Source organism: Chryseobacterium sp. FH2 (assembly GCF_001045455.1).
Taxonomy (GTDB): Bacteria; Bacteroidota; Bacteroidia; order Flavobacteriales; family Weeksellaceae; genus Chryseobacterium.
In genome coordinates this window covers 25,687-44,392 of record NZ_LFNE01000002.1, presented here as the reverse complement: position 1 = coordinate 44,392, position 18,706 = coordinate 25,687, and the positions used below count along the sequence as shown (strand labels likewise).

16 protein-coding genes are annotated in these 18,706 nt (G+C 34.6%); 9 read left to right on the top strand and 7 right to left on the bottom strand.

Features of this window, described 5'->3' with window-relative positions; all coding sequences use genetic code 11:
* Positions 1-249 precede the first annotated feature (249 nt).
* The 3 genes from ACM39_RS03090 to ACM39_RS03080 are packed head-to-tail and all read left to right on the top strand — an operon-like array spanning position 250 to position 2,433.
* Positions 250-1,023, top strand: coding sequence for a HipA family kinase (locus ACM39_RS03090; protein WP_048509570.1), 774 nt, complete (start codon positions 250-252; stop codon positions 1,021-1,023).
* Positions 1,010-1,393: a DUF3037 domain-containing protein gene (locus tag ACM39_RS03085; protein ID WP_048509569.1), complete on the top strand. Its 384-nt coding sequence runs from the start codon at positions 1,010-1,012 to the stop codon at positions 1,391-1,393. The genes ACM39_RS03090 and ACM39_RS03085 overlap by 14 nt, the downstream gene beginning before the upstream one ends.
* A gap of 20 nt (positions 1,394-1,413) precedes the next feature.
* The gene (locus ACM39_RS03080; protein WP_048509568.1) at positions 1,414-2,433 is read left to right on the top strand and encodes an alpha/beta hydrolase; all 1,020 of its coding nucleotides are present in this window, start codon (positions 1,414-1,416) and stop codon (positions 2,431-2,433) included.
* On the opposite strand, the gene ACM39_RS03075 is transcribed toward ACM39_RS03080, so the two are convergent.
* The 4 genes from ACM39_RS03075 to ACM39_RS03060 all read right to left on the bottom strand — a co-directional run bounded on the left by ACM39_RS03075 (position 2,434) and on the right by ACM39_RS03060 (position 9,423).
* Positions 2,434-3,201, bottom strand: coding sequence for a phospholipase D-like domain-containing protein (locus ACM39_RS03075; RefSeq protein ID WP_048509567.1), 768 nt, complete (start codon positions 3,199-3,201; stop codon positions 2,434-2,436).
* A gap of 93 nt (positions 3,202-3,294) precedes the next feature.
* A complete protein-coding gene (locus tag ACM39_RS03070; RefSeq protein WP_048509566.1) occupies positions 3,295-4,113 on the bottom strand; it encodes an alpha/beta hydrolase in 819 nt (272 codons plus the stop codon).
* A gap of 140 nt (positions 4,114-4,253) precedes the next feature.
* Positions 4,254-6,953 (bottom strand): TonB-dependent receptor plug domain-containing protein, encoded by a 2,700-nt coding sequence (locus ACM39_RS03065; RefSeq protein WP_048509565.1) that lies wholly within the window; start codon positions 6,951-6,953, stop codon positions 4,254-4,256.
* A gap of 136 nt (positions 6,954-7,089) precedes the next feature.
* Entirely contained in the window at positions 7,090-9,423 is a 2,334-nt protein-coding gene (locus ACM39_RS03060; RefSeq protein ID WP_048509564.1) for an ATP-dependent helicase, read from the bottom strand.
* A gap of 178 nt (positions 9,424-9,601) precedes the next feature.
* Here ACM39_RS03060 and ACM39_RS03055 point away from each other — a divergent pair, with 178 nt between their 5' ends.
* The 3 genes from ACM39_RS03055 (at position 9,602) to secG (ending at position 13,491) form a co-directional block, all read left to right on the top strand.
* Positions 9,602-10,915 (top strand): M16 family metallopeptidase, encoded by a 1,314-nt coding sequence (locus ACM39_RS03055; RefSeq protein ID WP_048509563.1) that lies wholly within the window; start codon positions 9,602-9,604, stop codon positions 10,913-10,915.
* A 51-nt stretch (positions 10,916-10,966) separates the two neighbouring features.
* The gene (locus ACM39_RS03050; protein WP_048509562.1) at positions 10,967-13,000 is read left to right on the top strand and encodes a M16 family metallopeptidase; all 2,034 of its coding nucleotides are present in this window, start codon (positions 10,967-10,969) and stop codon (positions 12,998-13,000) included.
* A gap of 143 nt (positions 13,001-13,143) precedes the next feature.
* Positions 13,144-13,491 carry a preprotein translocase subunit SecG gene (gene secG, locus ACM39_RS03045; protein ID WP_048509561.1) on the top strand — a complete coding sequence of 116 codons (348 nt, stop codon included), beginning with the start codon at positions 13,144-13,146 and terminating at the stop codon, positions 13,489-13,491.
* Positions 13,492-13,549: 58 nt separating this feature from the next.
* Here secG and ACM39_RS03040 read toward each other — a convergent pair whose 3' ends face one another.
* The 3 genes from ACM39_RS03040 to recR are packed head-to-tail and all read right to left on the bottom strand — an operon-like array spanning position 13,550 to position 15,837.
* A complete protein-coding gene (locus ACM39_RS03040; protein WP_117590717.1) occupies positions 13,550-14,389 on the bottom strand; it encodes a glycosyltransferase family 2 protein in 840 nt (279 codons plus the stop codon).
* Positions 14,386-15,204: a glycosyltransferase family 2 protein gene (locus tag ACM39_RS03035; RefSeq protein ID WP_048509559.1), complete on the bottom strand. Its 819-nt coding sequence runs from the start codon at positions 15,202-15,204 to the stop codon at positions 14,386-14,388. The genes ACM39_RS03040 and ACM39_RS03035 overlap by 4 nt, the downstream gene beginning before the upstream one ends.
* Positions 15,205-15,222: 18 nt before the next feature.
* Positions 15,223-15,837: a recombination mediator RecR gene (gene recR, locus ACM39_RS03030; RefSeq protein WP_048509558.1), complete on the bottom strand. Its 615-nt coding sequence runs from the start codon at positions 15,835-15,837 to the stop codon at positions 15,223-15,225.
* Positions 15,838-16,051: 214 nt separating this feature from the next.
* On the opposite strand from recR, the gene ACM39_RS03025 reads away from it, so the two are divergent.
* The 3 genes from ACM39_RS03025 (at position 16,052) to ACM39_RS03015 (ending at position 18,698) form a co-directional block, all read left to right on the top strand.
* A complete protein-coding gene (locus tag ACM39_RS03025) occupies positions 16,052-16,657 on the top strand; it encodes a hypothetical protein (RefSeq protein ID WP_048509557.1) in 606 nt (201 codons plus the stop codon).
* 20 nt (positions 16,658-16,677) lie between these two features.
* Positions 16,678-17,169 (top strand): hypothetical protein, encoded by a 492-nt coding sequence (locus ACM39_RS03020; RefSeq protein WP_048509556.1) that lies wholly within the window; start codon positions 16,678-16,680, stop codon positions 17,167-17,169.
* An 83-nt stretch (positions 17,170-17,252) separates the two neighbouring features.
* Positions 17,253-18,698 carry an aminoacyl-histidine dipeptidase gene (locus tag ACM39_RS03015; protein ID WP_048509555.1) on the top strand — a complete coding sequence of 482 codons (1,446 nt, stop codon included), beginning with the start codon at positions 17,253-17,255 and terminating at the stop codon, positions 18,696-18,698.
* Positions 18,699-18,706: the final 8 nt, after the last annotated feature.

Genomic DNA, 18,706 nt, shown 5'->3' with positions numbered 1-18,706 from the left:
TTTTACTTGTTGCTCTATTACAAAAGACATAATATTTCCTAGTTTCGTTCTGCTTTAGGGAGTAAGAAAATCAGCGGTTTTCAATTTATCTATAGATATTTTGCATGGTCAATTTGATTATTGCCAAAATCCTAGCATCTTAAATGTATTAAATAAATTTTGTATCTTTTGTAATATCTCAACAATCAATTTTTACTTAAAAATATTAAAAATAGAAATAAACACAAAGTAAAATCTTATTTTTGCGCTATGTTGGATTTAAGAACGGTAACCGTCATGCGTTATATTCTGCCACTTCGGGAAGGAGGTTCTCTTCCGGCTTTGGCAGAAGCTGATGATGATTTCAAATATGTTTTAAAATTCCGTGGCGCCGGACATGGAGTTAAAATGCTGATTTCTGAGTTATTAGGTGGAAAAATTACAGAAATTTTGGGATTAAAAATTCCGGAACTGGTTTTTGTCAATCTAGATGTAGATTTCGGAAGAACTGAAGCAGATGAAGAGATTCAGGATTTATTAAAATTTTCGGAAGGTCTAAACTTAGGTTTACATTATCTTTCAGGCTCAATAGCTTATGATTCAAGCATAAAAATAGATCCTTTTCTGGCTTCAAAAATCGTCTGGCTGGATGCTTTCATTACCAATATCGACCGTACTTTTAAAAATACCAACCTTTTAATGTGGCATAAAGAATTGTGGGTAATTGACAACGGAGCATCATTCTACTTCCATCATTCATGGCAACATTTTGATGCGGCTGCAAAAACTCCGTTCAAATATGTGAAAGATCATGTCCTGCTTCCACAGGCAAAAATGCTGGACGAAGCAGATAAATTTGCAAAAGAAGTTTTAAACGAAAATATTTTCAGAGAAATTGTTAATCTGATTCCCGAAGACTGGCTGCATTGGAATGATGCTGAGGAAACTCCTGAAGAAATCCGTGAGATATATTTCAGCTTCTTGAAAACACGATTAGAAAATTCTGAAATCTTTTTAAACGAAGCCAAAAATGCAAGAGGATAAAATATACGAATATGCTGTAATACGCTTGGTTCCAAAAGTTGAGAGAGAAGAGTTTTTCAATATAGGATTGGTGATGTTTTCTAAAAAGGAAAAATTTATTAAGGTAGAATTTTATTTATGTCCTGATAAATTCAAACTAATGCACAGCAAACTGGATTATGATGACATTATTCAAAACCTTGAAAGTTTCAAAAAAATAGCAGAAGGAAATAAAGAGGGAGGGCCAATTGCACAATTTGAAATTCCTGAACGTTTTCGTTGGTTAACGGCTGTGAGAAGTTCTGTCGTGCAAACTTCAAGACCTCATCCCGGAAAGTCTAAAGATCTGGAAAAGACTTTTGGTAAACTTTTTGAGGAGTTAGTAAAATAACATCGCTTAAAAAATAATCTATGAAATCATTTAATAATAAAATAATTTACGGGTTTTCTATAAACCTGTTTTTTTTATTTTTTCTGGGCTTATTTAATCTAGGTTATTCTCAAGATCAAATTGAATCAAAATCTCCGAAAAGTACAGTTCTTCCTGAAAAAACACTTTTTTCTGAAAATATAACCTATAAAACCAGTGAAAAAGGAGATGCAATTCTTCTGGACATTTACAAACCAAAAAATAATTTGACAGAAAAATTGCCTGTTGTCATTTATATTCATGGCGGCGGCTGGGTTGGCGGTAATAAAATCATTCATGCAGATACGTATATTGAAAATACCATTCTAAAATTAGTAGAAAAACAATATGCTGTCATCAGCATCGATTATACCCTGGTAAGTAAAGACATTCATTTTCCGGCTCCGATAAATGATACTAAAGATGCTATAAGATGGGTAAGAAAAAATGCTGACAAGTATAATTTTGACAGCAATAATATTGGGCTTTTCGGTGTTTCAGCAGGATCTCATCTTTCTTTATTGGCTGCTTATACACAAGATGACGAATTTGTAGGCGATCCTGAATTAGCAACATATTCCGCGAAAGTAAATTACGTTGTTGATAATTTTGGTCCAACGGATTTAAACAAACTTCTGCTTACCAGAATTGGAAAAGTTCCTGTATTTTTTGTGGGATTATTCTCTAAAAGAATTGTGGAACTGAGAGAAAATCTGATCCGTGGAATTTCAGGATATGAAATAAAAACAGACAAAAGAAAAGTGGTAGATTATTTCAAAACAATTTCTCCGATGACGTATGCTGGCCACGGAATTCCTACTTTAATTCTGCAGGGAAATAAAGACAAAATCGTCCCGATGAGCCAGTCTAAAAAGCTTGAAAGAAAGCTTAAAAAAGAAAATATCCAAAGTTCTCTGACAATTGTGGAAGATGGAAATCACGGTTTCAGAACCACAAATAAAGCATATTTAGACGAACTTGCAGATGAAATGGTGAACTTTATTATTGCTCAGAAAAAATAACTAATTGACAGGCTCTTCATACAACTGACTTCCCCAAAACTGAATATCCCTTTCTGCCAGATTTGAGTTGTAAAAAACCTCTTTTACTTCTTCTATGATTTTGGCAACAGCATTCGGATCGGAAGTCCTGATTCTTGTTTCATGGTTTTCCTTTACACCACTTCCCGTAAAATTAAGGGAGCCCATATAAGCAATTTCATCATCAATAATATAAATTTTACTATGAATGAAAGTTGTATTGAAAGAATTCCCGCTATTGGGAGAAACAAACACCTTAAAAGGAAATAGCTGTTTATAGGTATAATGATAAACTTTCGTTTTTTTAATTTTTTTAACGATAAAATCTCTCACAAAAAACATCACAGCAATGATGATAAAACCATATACCAATGTAAAGTTGTTGAAAAGATAAATTAAAGGAATCAAAACCACACCAAGCCCTATCATTGCAAAAAGCAGTGTTCCTGATAAGCTGACAAGATTATCCCGTGTTTCTTTCGCCTTTTCATCAATATGCTTATTTTGAATAATCAGCTTGTGAATATTCTTGTCATATCCATAAAAATCTTCGATTTCATCGCTTGTAACTAATCTGATATTAATACCTTTTGAGTGAAGATAAATCAATTCTTTAATTAAAAAAGGAGAAAGATAAGGCGAGACAATTTTTACATTTCTCTTTGCATTCCTTATATCCTGCATCAGCTTTGCACCCGCACCTTTTCCTATATAAATATCACAGACTGCATTGTTGTAGAACGTTCCCATATCACGAAATAAATTTTAAATCACATTTGTAAGAATAAAAAACTCTGCAAAAGTAAATTTTGCAAAGCTAATATTTTAATAATTATGAAACTTTTATTTCTTTAGTTTCTCAATTCTTTTAATTTCATTCAAAAGCAAAGGAAATGCAGGCTCAGCCATTCCGACATGATCAAAACCGTCTAATTCGTAAAGCGTTGTTTCTTTATGCCCTTTCAATTTCATCATTCTCATCATGTAGGCATTTTCCTCATACCTCCCCAACAATTCCTTTTCGCGATCTCCCGTTATCAAAAGCAAGGGCGGAGCATCTTTCCTGATAAAATGGAGGGGAGCCATCTCATCAATTCTGGCATCCAACTCATCAATTCCCTGCTCTTTTCTGATTGTAAAATGAGAAATCATTTGTCCGCTGAACGGAATGATACTTGCAAATTTATTGGCGTCAATCCCATATTTTTCGAGATAAGATTTATTCAGACCAACCATTGTGGCAAGATAGCCTCCCGCAGAATGTCCCGAAATAAAGATTAAATCTTCACTTCCTCCGTACTTTTTGATATTATTAAAAACCCAGGCCGAAGCAGCAGCTGCATCTTCAATATATTTTGGTGCACTTACTTTTGGTGAAAGCCTGTAGTTTACTCCAACCACAGCAATTCCTTTATTTTTCAGTGCTTCCGGAATTTCTTTCTGCCCGCCCGTTAATCCTCCACCGTGAAACCAAATGACAGTAGGAAAGTTTTTCACATTTTTTGGGACATACATATCTAAAACACATCTTTCATTAATATAGACATCAGATCTGCTTGTCCTTTCATCATAATAGTGAATATTATTTGCCGTAATATATTCCTGAGAAAAAAGAGGTGTTGAAAATAAAGCTACAACTAAAAAAATCAGAATTTTTTGCATATCGGAAAACTTTTTAAAGTTTTAAATATACGAAATTCATATTGTCCCAATTTGAGCAATAATTAAAATCTCTTATTGTATTATAAACAAAACGGACTCAAAAAAATTTGAGTCCGTTCCGAAGAAATTTTTAAAACACTTTAAAAATTGACGTTGAGTCTTGAAAACACATATCTCCCGTTTTGCCCAAACTGCGATGTAGAACGCGAATAGATAAACTGGTCATTATTAGAAGATGCCGGGAGATTTTCCGTAGGATAAATATCAAAAAGATTGTTTACTCCAAGCGTAAGACCTATATTTTTTGTAAACTGATATGCCACAGAAACATCTGTAATTATCTTAGCTGCAATTTTTTGATGCTCATTAAAACCAATGACTCCATCTCCGTTCGCATCGATAATATCAGCTCCGGTTACTTTTCCGAAATAAGTATTTCTTAAATAAAAACTGGCGTTTTTCCAGGCTAAGCTGTGTGATAAACTGGCTTTCACGCGCGGAACCGCTTCCTCGAGATAAACTCTGGATTTTTCTGAAAAGAATGTATTTTCCAGTCCCAGACTTTCTAATTTAGGAGAAGTATGTGTTTGCCCTACTTTATGAGTCTGATTTAAATTAATTGCAAAATTATTATCTAATTTGAAATCTGAAAACCTTGCATTATGTGTGATTACAACATCTAAACCTTTCGTTTCTGTATCAATCGAATTGGCAAAAAACTGTGCCCCGTTTACTCCCAACGCAGTCACCAAAGGCCCTGTAAATTGATCCGTTAATACAATTCTGTCATCAATTCTTGTAAAATATCCATCTGCGGTAAATGTCAAATTAACAGCCGGAATTTTATAGGTAAAACCTACACTTGCAGACTTTGATGTCTCTTGTTTCAATTTTGGAATTCCGAAATCTTCTGCTATTTTAGAATCATTGCTGAAAGTCCCCACTTCTCTCAATTGCCCGTCTGTATACAAAGTAGACGTAACATTATAATAAATCTGGTGAATAGATGGCGCCCTGAAGCCTGTAGAACCTGCAAATCTGAAATTTAAATTATCCGCTAATTTAATTCTTGAAGCTAATTTATAATTAAATGTAGAACCAAAATCAGAATAATTTTCATATCTCGCTGCCGCATCTATTAAGAACCAATCTGTAAAATTTAGTTCAATATCTGCGTAACCTGCAACGGATTGTCTGTTTTTATCTACCGCGTTTTCCGGTCTGAAACCTGCAAAAACCTGTGATCCCCCGGCTAAAGCATTTCCAAAGAAATCTGTCGGACGTTGAGTTGTATTATTCCAGACATTTCCGTTGACGTCGTAAGTTGCATAAGAAGCTTCTTCACCTGCTGTAATTTTGAAATTTTCATAACGGTGTTCTGCTCCGAAAGCTATGTTGATTCCACTCCAGACATCATATTTTTTAGCAATATCCAAATTGATTGTATTCTGAGAAAATCGTAATCCCCCTGCATTGAATTCCTTTGGAGAAGCAAATCTTAAGGAAGTATTTCCTGTATTCTGAATATTATAATCGAAAGAGTTTTGCCCGAAGGTATTACTGAAATCTACATTCCAGCCGTCCCAATTTCCTTTAATTCCTGCGGAAAGCGATAAATCCTGAATATCAGTCCCGATTTGCGGTAAATATCCGTCAATATACAATCCTGTAAAAGTTCTGCTCTGATTGGGCTTTCTGTAAAAACCTCCCGAAGTTCCGCTTCTGTAGCTGTATCCACCGAACGTATAGACTTTCCAGTTGTCATTTATCGGAACTTCAATATTGGCGAAAAGCTGATGATTATTCAGTTTTGACTGACCAACCTGCATATTGTAATCTTTTCTGGAAAGACCTCTGTAATCTAATTCCTGATTGGTAACATCTTGATTTAAAATCCCCTGTAAAGCCGAAATTGTATTAGCGCCCTGAATTTGATTTTGAAAAACTTGTGAAAAATAATTTACACCTTGAGCGTATTGATGAATATAATCAACTAACTGCTGAGAATTTGGAGTTGAATTAATATTTGTAAAAAGAGAAGAAAGGTTTACTCCATCATTCAAAGCCCGTTTTTCAATGGCGTTGTAAGCATTAAAAATTGTTCCGCTTTCCGTTCCTGCTCTATAAGTAGGATTTCTAAATTGCGAAGTCCATGTAATGTTATAAAAGCCCCCTTTTTTACCAATTTTATTACCATAATTCAAATCAACCTGAATATTTTGTCCATCAAAATCTCCTGTATGATCGTTAGCCGTTGGTGTTAAATTTCCTCCATAAGTAAATTGGCCTGCCAGTTTTCCGGTGTCTCTTTTTAATCCTAAATTGATGACTCCTGCAATCGCATCAGAACCATATTGGGCCGAAGCTCCGTCTCTCAACACCTCAATCCTATTGATAGCAAAAGAAGGAATGGCATTCAAATCTGTTCCTACCGTTCCTCTTCCCGGACTTCCGTTTACGTTTACTAAAGCTGAAGTGTGTCTTCTTTTACCATTTACCAGAACCAAAACCTGATCCGGACCAAGGCCTCTCAGCTGAGCGGGATCTAAATGATCTGTTCCATCTGCATTAGTCTGAATTGTTGATGTAAATGAAGGTGCCACTGCATTTAAAATCTGTGAAATATTGGTTTGAGGTAAAACTATAGAAGATTCTTTTATATTAAAAACATCTACCGGAACCGGACTGTCTGTTTTTGATCTTGCACCGCTTCTTGACCCTAAAATTACTACTTCTTCTACATTTGCCGTCTTCACTGTATCTTTTTTCTCCTGTGCAAAGGCATAAGTTCCTAAGAAAAATAAAACTGAAGCCGAAAAAATTGTCTTTCTATTTCCCATACATTCTCCGTTATATTATTTGATTTATGTTTTTTGTGGCGACAAAAGTAAATCATATTTATTAGTCTACAAAATTAATAGACTAATAAATTACAAAAAATGTTATGCTGTTTATTCTATTTTTAGAAATCTGACTTTAAATTTTGGTTAGTTTAGCAAACTTTAGGATAAGATTTTTCTCGCCTTCATGCATAAAAACAACCTTTGCTTTGATATTCTGAGGATCTGTCCCGTCAAGGAAAGTAACCTCCCCAATACCGAATCTATCGTGACGTACTTTATCACCTACTTCAATATCCTGCGAAGAAGCCCCACTTGGATTAATAATTTTCGCTGTAGCTACAGGTTTCAGTTTACGAGGTTCAGCTATTGGTTTAGAATTATCACTTCTTTCAATTGTTTTCTTTTCCACTCTTTTGAAGCTTCTCATTTCAGAAGGATGTTCGTCAAAAATATTTGATTTTATACCTGCATTGTTAATAAATCTTTTTTCAATGGCAGGATTTACAAATTCAATGTATTCTTCGTCTATTTCATTTAAAAATCTTGAGGGTTCTGCATCCGTAATTTTCCCCCACTGGAAACGCGAAACTGCATAAGAAAAAAAGGCCTGTTTTTCAGCTCTTGTCAAAGCAACATAGAATAACCGTCTTTCTTCCTCCAGATCCTCTCTGGTTGCCGAACTCATAAAACTTGGGAAAAGATTTTCTTCCAAACCAACCAAATGAACCACAGGGAACTCAAGACCTTTTGAAAGGTGAATAGTCATTAACGAAACCATCTCTTCCTCATCATCTTTATTCTGTGTATCTGCGGAAAGCGCAATATTTTCAAGGAAATTCGGCAAACTCGGATCTCCGTCTTCCAGCTGCATCTGTTCTTCGATAAACCCCTGCATTGAGTTCATTAATTCCTGAACGTTTTCTACACGGGAAATTCCTTCCGGAGTCTGGTCATCTTTTAAGAATTTGATTAAACCACTTCGTTTTGCCACCTCCATCGCAACATTGTAAGCCGTTTCGGTTTTTAATAATACCTGAAAGGCTTTAATCATTGACCAGAAGTCGTTCAATTTGTTTAAAACTCCGTTGTTTAATCCCAATTGAGGCGCATACATCGGAAGATTCGCCAATATTGCTGAAACGGGTACATTTTGATTATCTGCAAAAACAATCAACTTGTTTTGAGTCGTTTCACCAATTCCTCTTGCCGGATAATTGATGATTCTCATTAGGGCTTCGGAATCATTCTCATTTACCAAAAGACGAAGATAAGCGATTAAATCTTTCACTTCTTTTCTTTGGTAAAAAGACAAACCTCCATACACTTTGTAAGGAATATTTTTGCGTCTCAAAGCATCTTCAAAAGCACGCGTCTGAGAATTTGTTCTATATAGAATTGCGAAATCGCTATATTTTCTTTGTTCTCTGTTCCGGGTTTCCCAGATATTTCCGGCCACGAAGTTTGCCTCATCAGCATCAGAAAGTGAGCGATACACTTTTATCTTATCACCTTCTTCATTTTCACTGAAAACATTTTTTTTGAACTGCTGAAGATTTTTCGCTATTACGGCATTCGCTGCATTTACGATATTTTGTGTCGAACGATAATTTTGTTCCAGCGAAACAGTAACTGCGTCAGGATAATCCTTTTTAAAGTTTAAGATATTATAAATATTTGCACCACGGAAAGAGTAAATCGACTGAGCATCATCCCCTACCACGCAAATATTTTCAAACTTTGAAGCCAAAGCTTTAACGATAAGATACTGAGAATGGTTAGTATCCTGGTACTCATCTACCAAAATATATCTGAACCTGTCTTGATATTTAGCTAAAACTTCCGGAAAGCGAGTCAATAATTCGTTAGTTTTTAACAGCAAATCATCAAAATCCATTGCCCCGTTTTTGAAACATTGCTCTACATATTTCTGATAAATCTGCCCGATGAATTTCATATTAGCTTTTTCATCAGCTTCCATGAGTTCAGGATTATTGTAATAAGCTTTTACGGTAATCAGATTATTTTTGTACGTTGAAATTCTCGACTGGACTTTTTTAGGTTTATATAAATCAGCATCAATATTCATGTCTTTGATGACTTTTCTGATAACGTTAAGTGCATCCTGCTGATCATAAATCGTAAAATTGGAAGGATATCCCAAATAATGACCTTCAATCCTCAAAATCCTTGCAAAAACCGAGTGAAAAGTACCCATCCAAAGGCTTCTTGCATTGCTTTGTCCTACTACTTTTGCAATACGTTCTTTCATTTCCTTTGCCGCTTTATTGGTAAAGGTTAATGCCAGAATATTGAAAGGGTCCACTCCATTTGTGATCAGATGGGCAATACGCATTGTTAATACACGCGTTTTCCCCGAACCCGCTCCCGCAAGTACCATTAAAGGTCCTTGTAATGTGGTAACAGCTTCAAATTGTGATTCATTCAGTCCTTTCAGATAATCCTCCATACTGCAAAAAAATTTTGGAAAGACAAAATTAGTGTATTCTATGGAGAATTCAAATTTTGATTAACAATGTTAAAAATCAGGTATTGGTAAATTGGTATTAAAAGTTTATACTAAACATTTCTAAAATATGTAACAAATCATATAGTTTTTATACTAATTAGCAAACAATTTCTATTTTATGAAAAAAAGAATTCTTTCTGTTGCCGCAGCTGCCTTTTTCGGAATGGCTTTGAACGCACAACAAATTAAATTTGAAGAGTATGATCTTCCGAACGGTTTACACGTGATTCTTCATCAGGACAACTCTGCACCGGTGGTTACAACAGGTGTGATGTACCACGTAGGTGCAAAAGATGAAGTAAAAGGGAGAACCGGTTTTGCTCACTTTTTCGAGCATCTTTTATTTGAAGGCACTCCAAATATCAAGAGAGGTGAATGGATGAAAATAGTTTCTTCAAATGGTGGACAAAATAATGCCAATACAACCAACGACAGAACATATTACTATGAAACTTTCCCCTCAAACAACGAGCAATTAGGCCTTTGGATGGAGTCTGAAAGATTGCGCCACGCGGTAATCAACCAAGTTGGTGTAGATACTCAGAGAGAGGTTGTAAAAGAAGAAAAAAGATTAAGAATGGATAACCAGCCTTATGGTAATCTATTTCCAACAATACAAAAAAACCTGTTTACAAATCACCCTTACAGCTGGCCTACAATCGGGTCTATGGAAGATTTGAATTCAGCAAAGTTAGAAGAATTCCAGGCTTTCTATAAAAAATATTACGTTCCCAACAACGCTACTTTAGTGGTTGCAGGAGATATTAAACCTGAACAGACTAAAAAATGGATTCAGGAATATTATGGAGGCATTCCAAAAGGAACTATTTATCCTAAAAATTTCCCGAAAGACACCCCTATCAGTCAGGAAAAAGAGGTAACAGCTACAGATCCGAACATTCAGCTTCCTGCTTATGTTTTTGCGTACAGAACACCTGCCAACAAAGAAAAAGATGCTTATATATTAGATATGCTTTCTTCTTATCTGAGCAGTGGGAAATCTTCAGTTTTATACAAAAAACTGGTAGATCAGGAGAAAAAAGCGCTTCAGGTTCAGGCTTTCAATCAAGGTCTTGAAGATTATGGCATTTTTGCATTTTTCGCGATCCCAATGGGACAGACACCTAAACAGACATTACAGACAGATATCGACGCTGAGATCAAAAAACTTCAAACAACTTTGATTTCTCAGGAAGATTATCAAAAGCTTCAAAACCAATTTGAAAATCAGTTTGTAAATCAAAACTCAAGCATCCAAGGAATTGCCGCTTCGTTGGCAACCAACCATGTTTTGATGGGAGATACCAACCTTATCAACAAAGAAATAGACATCTACAGATCTATCACCAGAGAAGATCTTCAAAATGCGGCTAAAAAGTATCTTAATCCTAACCAAAGAGTGATCATTAATTACGTGCCTGAAAAGAAGTAATTCTTACAATTTAGGTTAAAAAAAATGATTATGACAAACAATTATTTACAAATGAAAAAGCAATTAACATATATAGCTGCAGCATTTTTCTTCTCAGGAATGATTTCTGCACAAAAAATTGATCTTAATGCAATGCCAAAACCAGGACCTACTCCTGCCATCAACATTGCAAAACCAAAAACTTTCCAACTAAGTAACGGACTTACGGTAATGGTAGTAGAAAACAATAAACTACCAAGAGTAAACGTAACGCTTACGATGGACAGAGCGCCATATAACGAAGGAAGCGTAACAGGAGTAAGCTCTATCATGGCAGAACAGTTCGAAAACGGAACTACAAACCTCAGCAAAGATGATTTCAACAAAAAAGTGGATTATCTTGGAGCTAACTTAAATTTTTCTTCAAACGGAGCTTTTGCAAATTCACTTTCAAAATATTTCCCCGAAGTATTAGGTTTAATGGCAGATGCTATTATCAATCCTAAATTCTCGGCCGAAGAAATTCAAAATTCAAAAGAAAGGGCTATCGAAGGATTGAAATCTGACGAAAAAAATGCTTCTTCTATCGCAGACAGAGTTTCAAGAGCTTTGATGTATGGAAAAAATACGTCCAGAGGGGAATTTGAAACGGTAGAATCTATCAACAAAATTCAATTAGCTGACGTACAAAATACGTATAAAAAATACTACGCTCCGGACAATGCTTATTTAGTAATCGTTGGAGATGTAAAATTTGATCAGGTAAAGCCATTAATTGAAAAATCATTCAACGGATGGAAAAAAGCAAACACGCCAGTAGCCCAATTGGAACCGGCTTCGAATGTTGCTAAAACAGAAATTAACGTAGTAGACGTTCCTACAGCTGTACAGTCTGTGGTATCTGTAAACAACATGAATACATTGAAAATGAAGGATGCAAACTACTTCCCTTCTCAAATTGCCAATTATATCTTAGGAGGTGGTGCAGATGCAAGGCTTTTCATGAATCTTCGTGAGAAAAACGGATTTACTTACGGAGCGTACTCAAGCATGACAGCGAGCAAATATTCGCCTGAATTTTCTGCTCAAGCAAGCGTAAGAAACGAAGTTACGGACAAGGCTGTAAAGGAATTTATGAATGAACTTAACGGAATTTCTACAATAAAACCCGAAGAACTGGAAAATGCTAAAGCTAAATTGAAAGGTTCTTTCATCATGTCTTTAGAAAAGCCTGAAACTATCGCAAGATTTGCCGTAAATCAAAAAATTCAGGATTTACCATCTGATTTTTACACAAATTATTTAAAGTCTATTGATAAAGTAACTACAGCAGATGTTTCAAATGCCGTAAAAGCTACAATCCTACCAAATCAAAGCAGAATTTTTATTGCCGGTAAAGCTTCTGATATTTCTGAAGGATTGGAAACATTGGGTTACCCTGTAAAATATTACGATAAAGATGCTAATCCTGTAGCAAAACCTGCTGCTCAAAAAGTTGATGCAGGTGTTACTGTTTCTTCCGTGGCTGATAAATACATCAATGCAATCGGAGGTAATGCTGCTCTTCAAAAAGTAACTTCTATTTCTACAGATGCCACTACTAAAGTGCAGGGAATGGATATGAGTATGAAAATGATCCAGGCTAAAGGCGGAAAAATGGCGATGAACATCAGTATGATGGGAAATACTATCCAGAAAATTATATTTGACGGAAAAGATGGCTACATGGAAATGCAAGGTCAGAAAAAACCTCTTGATGACAAGCAAAAAACATCAATGTCAAAAGAAACTGAACTTTTTCCGGAATTAGGTTTTGCTAAAAATACGGCTGTCAAATTAGCTGGAATCGAAAAGTATAACAACGAAGATTCTTATGTAGTAAAAGACGACAAAACAACGTATTATTACAGCGTAGCTTCAGGATTGAAGACTGGAGAAGTAAAAACAAGCGAACAAGGTTCCATCCCTACAAGCTATGCAGATTATAGAGATGTATCTGGTGTAAAACTTCCATTCACAATCATTCAGAATATGGGCGGAATGGATATCAATCTGACTGTGAAATCTTACCTCTTAAATCAGGCTAAAGATTCTGATTTCAAATAAGAACAATTTTATTTTATATAAGAAACGACAACAATTGTTGTCGTTTTTTTATTTATACAACAAATCCAACATTTGCGAACATCTTTTTTTGTCGTTCGGTAAAAAAAGATTAAATTTGCCCATTCAAAAAGATATCAGAATTAATGGATACTATATTTACACTATTGATGGTTCTTATTATGATTGCTAGCATTTTACTAGTAATTGTTGTTATGGCTCAAAACCCAAAAGGAGGAGGCCTTTCAAGTACTTTTGGAGGCGCATCTTCTGCACAGTTCGGGGTACAGAGAACCAATGATTTCATGGAAAAAGCAACATGGACTTTAGGAGCAACTATTATTGTTCTTATCCTTTTAAGTGTTGTTATTACAGGAAAACCATCACAAACAGCTCCGGCTCAGCCTATCAAAAAAGAAGCTCCGGCACAATCTTCTGCTCCGGCTTCTAAAACAGCGACTCCGGCTCAAACTCCGGTAGCTCCGGCTAAATAAGAATATAAATTTTTTATAAAAAATATATAAGCAACTCGATTTCGGGTTGCTTTTTTGTTTATTTTAATCTCATTTTTTCAATTTTATGCCTGAGCTTTAGCCCTGCTTTTAAAAACGAATACTGTACAGGTTTTGATTCTTTATAGTATTTGTTAATAAAAATCTGCATTGCCCCGTAAAACCGCTCTAAATAAAGCTTATCTTTAATAGTACTTTCTCCTTTATGATGAAGGATTGATGCTTTCCCGTAATAATAGTTTTGATATCCGTTCCTTAGCAAAGTATAACATAAATCAATATCTTCACCGTACATAAAATAAGCATCATCCAATCCCCCCACCTTTTCATACACATTTTTTTTTACGAGTAAAAAAGCTCCGGTAATCACTTCAACTTTTGAAATCTCAAACTCTCCAACATCATTTCTATAATAAGATTTTGAATTATTTTTTTTTAAATTAATAAACAGTTTTTCAAAAGAATTAAACATATCCGGAACTGAACGTTTACTTTCAGGTAAAAATTCACCTTGTACATCATGCATTCTTACCCCAAGACATCCAAAATCTGTTTTAGAATCTGCAAACTCTATAATATCTTTCATATAAAAGCCTTCAATTTCAGTATCCGGATTTAAGATTAAAAGATATTCTCCTTTTGCTGTTTTGATAGCTTTATTATTTGCTTTTGAAAAGCCTTCATTTTTTTCAGAAGAAATAAATTTAAAGCCGGGAAATTCATAAGTAAGATTTTTCCAAGATAAATCAACAGAAGCATTATCAATAACAACAACCTCATAATCAATATCTTGTATATATTTTTTAATAGACAAGAGACATTTTCTCAGTAATTGGGTTACATTATAATTAACGATAATAATAGACAGCTTCATGATTATCCCTTATTTCGAGTGTTTCTTTGATCATAATAAAATGTTCTGCATAACAAAACTAAGTATTTAACTTTATAAAAAAATCTAAGTCCGATATATTGAATAAAGCTAATGTGCTTTAAAGTATACATCTCTTTTAAATTTCGTTGAAAGCCATTTTTCATTTCATAAAGATTAGCAGACAAACCGGAAACACCAAATGTCCTTTTCCCACCTCCTGCAATCACCAGACTTTCATTAAGAATATACATCTTATTTTTTAAAGCAACTTTCATCCAGTAATTAATATCTTCCGCATATCTTTGATTATCGTTAAAATAGCCAGTATTGTCAAGCACTTTCTTTTTAAACATCACAGTTGAGGGCTGAGTTTCATTTCTTATCAAAAGTTTTTTAAAAGTAATTTCAGCAAGATTATTGAGTACTTTATAAGGCGATAAAATTTTGTTGTCGTTTCTTCTAGTCGCTAAAAAATCGATCCCCAATTTATCATTTTCCAAATAACTAAGCTGTTTTTCAATCTTTTCAGGCAACCATTCATCATCGGCATCCAATAACGCAATATAATCGCCACTTGAAGCCTTTAGTCCTGTATTTCTGGCGTTAGAAACTCCGCCATTTTTTTGATTGAGTATTTGAATGTTCATTTCAGGGTTTCTTATCATATAATCCTTAACAATAATTTCACTTTCATCAGTTGAGCCATCATTGATCACAATAACTTCAAATTCATCTATACCTATACTTTGTGCTTTAATTGAGTTTAAAGCAGTTTCAACAGTATTTTCAGCATTGTATAAAGGGACTATTACGGAAATCATTTAAATAAACATCTGGTTTTAGGAACTGCCTTCGTTATATGGAAGCCTGTTCATAATAGATCTTCCTAAAGAAATTTCGTCAGCATATTCAAGCTCATCTCCCACAGAAATTCCCCTTGCAATACTCGAGAAATTTACGTTAAAATTTTTGAACTTTTTATAAATATAGTAAGCGGTGGTATCACCTTCCATTGTAGCACTCAAGGCAAAAATAAATTCTTTTACCCTGCCGTTATTCAGTTTCTTTTCAATACTTGGAATGTTCAGCTGATGCGGGCCAACACCTTCCATCGGTGAAATTTTTCCGCCCAAAATCAAATATTTTCCTGTATATTTCCCTGTGTTTTCTATAGCAATTACATCACGAACATCTTCAACAATACAAATCAGCTCATCACTTCTTTTTTCGTTACTGCATATTTCACAAATATCAAAATCAGAAAAATTATGACATTCTTTACAGTATTTTATTTCATTTACAAGATTAATCAAAGAATTCCCAAGGCTTACCGCCCTGGAATTTGGTTGTTTCAGTAAATGTAATGCTAAACGCAAAGCCGTTTTCCTGCCAATTCCGGGCAATCCCGAAATTTCATCCACCGCTTTTGCCAAAACTTTACTTGGGTACTCCATAACTACAAAAATAAGGATTATAGTTGTAAAATATGAATAGTCAATTGCAATTATGAAGAATTCATTTTTAGCTGATGGAGTAAAACCCACAAATATTATTTTCCCTTATCATTACCCGATTATACAATTCACAATTCTTCAGTTTTCATTCATAACTCTAAAAAAACCTTTATCTTTGGGAACCTAAATATTAACTTGAAAAAATAAACTAAAAATGGTACTCAACAATCTAAATTATCCATTAGATTTTAAATTTAAAATTTCAACCTTAGCCAGCGATTTCAATATCACTGACAAAAATGGAAACTACGTGGCTTATGTTCGTCAGAAAATGTTTAAGCTAAAAGAAGACGTAATTGTTTTCAATGACGAAAGCAAATCAAAAGAACTTTTCAGAATCAGAGCCAATAAATGGATCGATTTTAATGCTTCATATTCTTTAAATGATATTGTAAACAATAAAAATTTCGGACGATTAGCAAGAAAAGGAATGCGCTCTATCTGGAAAGCCAGCTACGATATTTTAGATGCCAATGATCAGCCTAAATTCAAAATTCAGGAAGACAGCGCCTGGGTAAGATTTTTTGACGGAATGGTGGGCGAACTTCCTATCATCGGTATGTTTACAGGATATTTCTTAAATCCTACTTACACCGTAGCAGGAATTGATGGAAAAGCTTATTTTAAACTAAAAAAAATGCCCTCTTTCTTCGGAAGAAGATTTCAGCTTGACAGATTAATCGATATTGATGATGAAGAGGAAAGTTTAGTCATTCTTTCATTATTAATGATGACACTTTTGGAAAGAGCAAGAGGATAAATACAATAAAACCGCAAACAATGAAATATCTAATCATTTTCTTTTCAGCGTTCTTATTAGTCGCTTGTAAAAAAGACAAAGAAACAATTCAGGGTTCTGTAACAAAAGATTCTTTGAATATTGTTCAGGATTCTGCTAAAACGGATAATTCTTCGGGAAAAATTTTAGTTGAAAATTTTCCTTTCCCGAAAGAAATCAAAGAATGTTCATGTTATTTTGCAAAAAATAAAGCTGATTTTGAAGCTGAAAAATATATTTATGCCGATGACGCCGGAAAAATAGCTTATATGAAACTTGACGGTAAAAGATTAGCCATGAATCTTATCTCATCAAGCGATATGGAAGTTGACGAAGAACTGACTAAAGAAATAGAAAGTGATGATTATAAAATCTCCGTAAAAGGTAAAAAAATAAAAGGTGAAGAAGCTTTATTATTTGAGGGAACATTGACGATCGAAAAACCTGATGGTACCATTATGACAACACCTATTTATGGCGAATGCGGATGCTAAAAATCGAATCAAAACAATAAAAAGAATGCTTCTGAATTATCGGAAGCATTTTTTATTTCGTAATTTTGATAAAAATAAATTTCATGGAATTATCTAATATAGAGCCACAAATAATCTGGAAAAATTTTTCCAAATTAAATGCTGTTCCAAGACCATCAAAAAAAGAAGAAAAAGTAATTGCGTTCATCAAAGAATTTGGTGAAAGTTTAGGCTTACAAACTACAGTAGATGAAGTAGGAAATGTAATCATTAAAAAACCGGCAACAGCAGGAATGGAAAACCGTAAATCTGTTGTTTTACAGTCGCATTTGGATATGGTTTGCCAAAAAAACAATGACGTAAATTTTGATTTTGAAACAGAAGGAATCAAAATGGAAATCGATGGAGACTGGGTAAAAGCAAAAGGTACCACTTTAGGAGCTGATAACGGCCTGGGAGTAGCTACCATCATGTCGATTTTAGAAAGCTCAGATATACCTCACCCAGCTCTAGAAGCTCTTTTCACAATCGATGAAGAAACCGGAATGACAGGAGCTTTAGGATTAAAACCCGGTCAGTTGACGGGGCAAATCTTATTAAACCTTGATACGGAAGAAGACGATGAAATCGATATTGGCTGTGCCGGGGGAATTGACGTTACCATTACTCAAAACTATCAAACCGAAGAAGCAAAAGGGCAAATTGTAAGAATTGAAATAAAAGGCCTTCAGGGTGGCCATTCAGGAATGGATATCCACAAAGGTTTCGGAAATGCAAATGTTATCTTGGGAAGACTTCTTTACCCGGCTTTGGAAAAAGAAAATATTCAGTTAATTTCTATCGATGGTGGAGGTTTGAGAAATGCAATTCCCAGAGAAGCTGTCTCTATTATTTCTGTAAGAAATGCCCAGGAATTTATAGAAGAGGTAACTAACGGTCTTAAAAAAGAAATTTTAGAAGAATTTGCCACCATAGAACCGAATCTTCAAATCAATATCGAAAATTCTACCTCTTCCGACAAAGCACTTTCCGAGACAGATTCAAGGAAAATCATCTTAGCTTTAAAATCTCTTCATAATGGGGTTTACAGAATGAGTCCTGATGTAAAAGATCTGGTGGAATCTTCAAATAATGTGGCAAGAGTAGAATTAAAAGGCGGAGCATTGAAAATTTTAAACCTTTCCCGTTCATCTGTAGAATCTTCTAAAAACTCTGTTGCTGAACAATTAAAATCTGTTGCAGAATTAGCCGGAATGAATACTGAATTCAGTGGATCTTATCCGGGATGGAAACCAAAACCGGGTTCTGAAATTGTACAATTAATGGAGAAAATTTATACTGAAAAATTCCGCGAAAAACCTCACGTTGTAGCTTGTCACGCAGGTTTAGAGTGTGGAATTATCGGAGCCAATTATCCTGAAATGGAAATGGTAAGTTTCGGACCGACAATCAGAGGGGCTCACTCTCCTGATGAGAAGGCAAATATTTCTTCAACACAGAAATTCTGGAGTTTTACTAAAGATATTTTAGCGAATATTCCTTTAAAATAAGAATATAA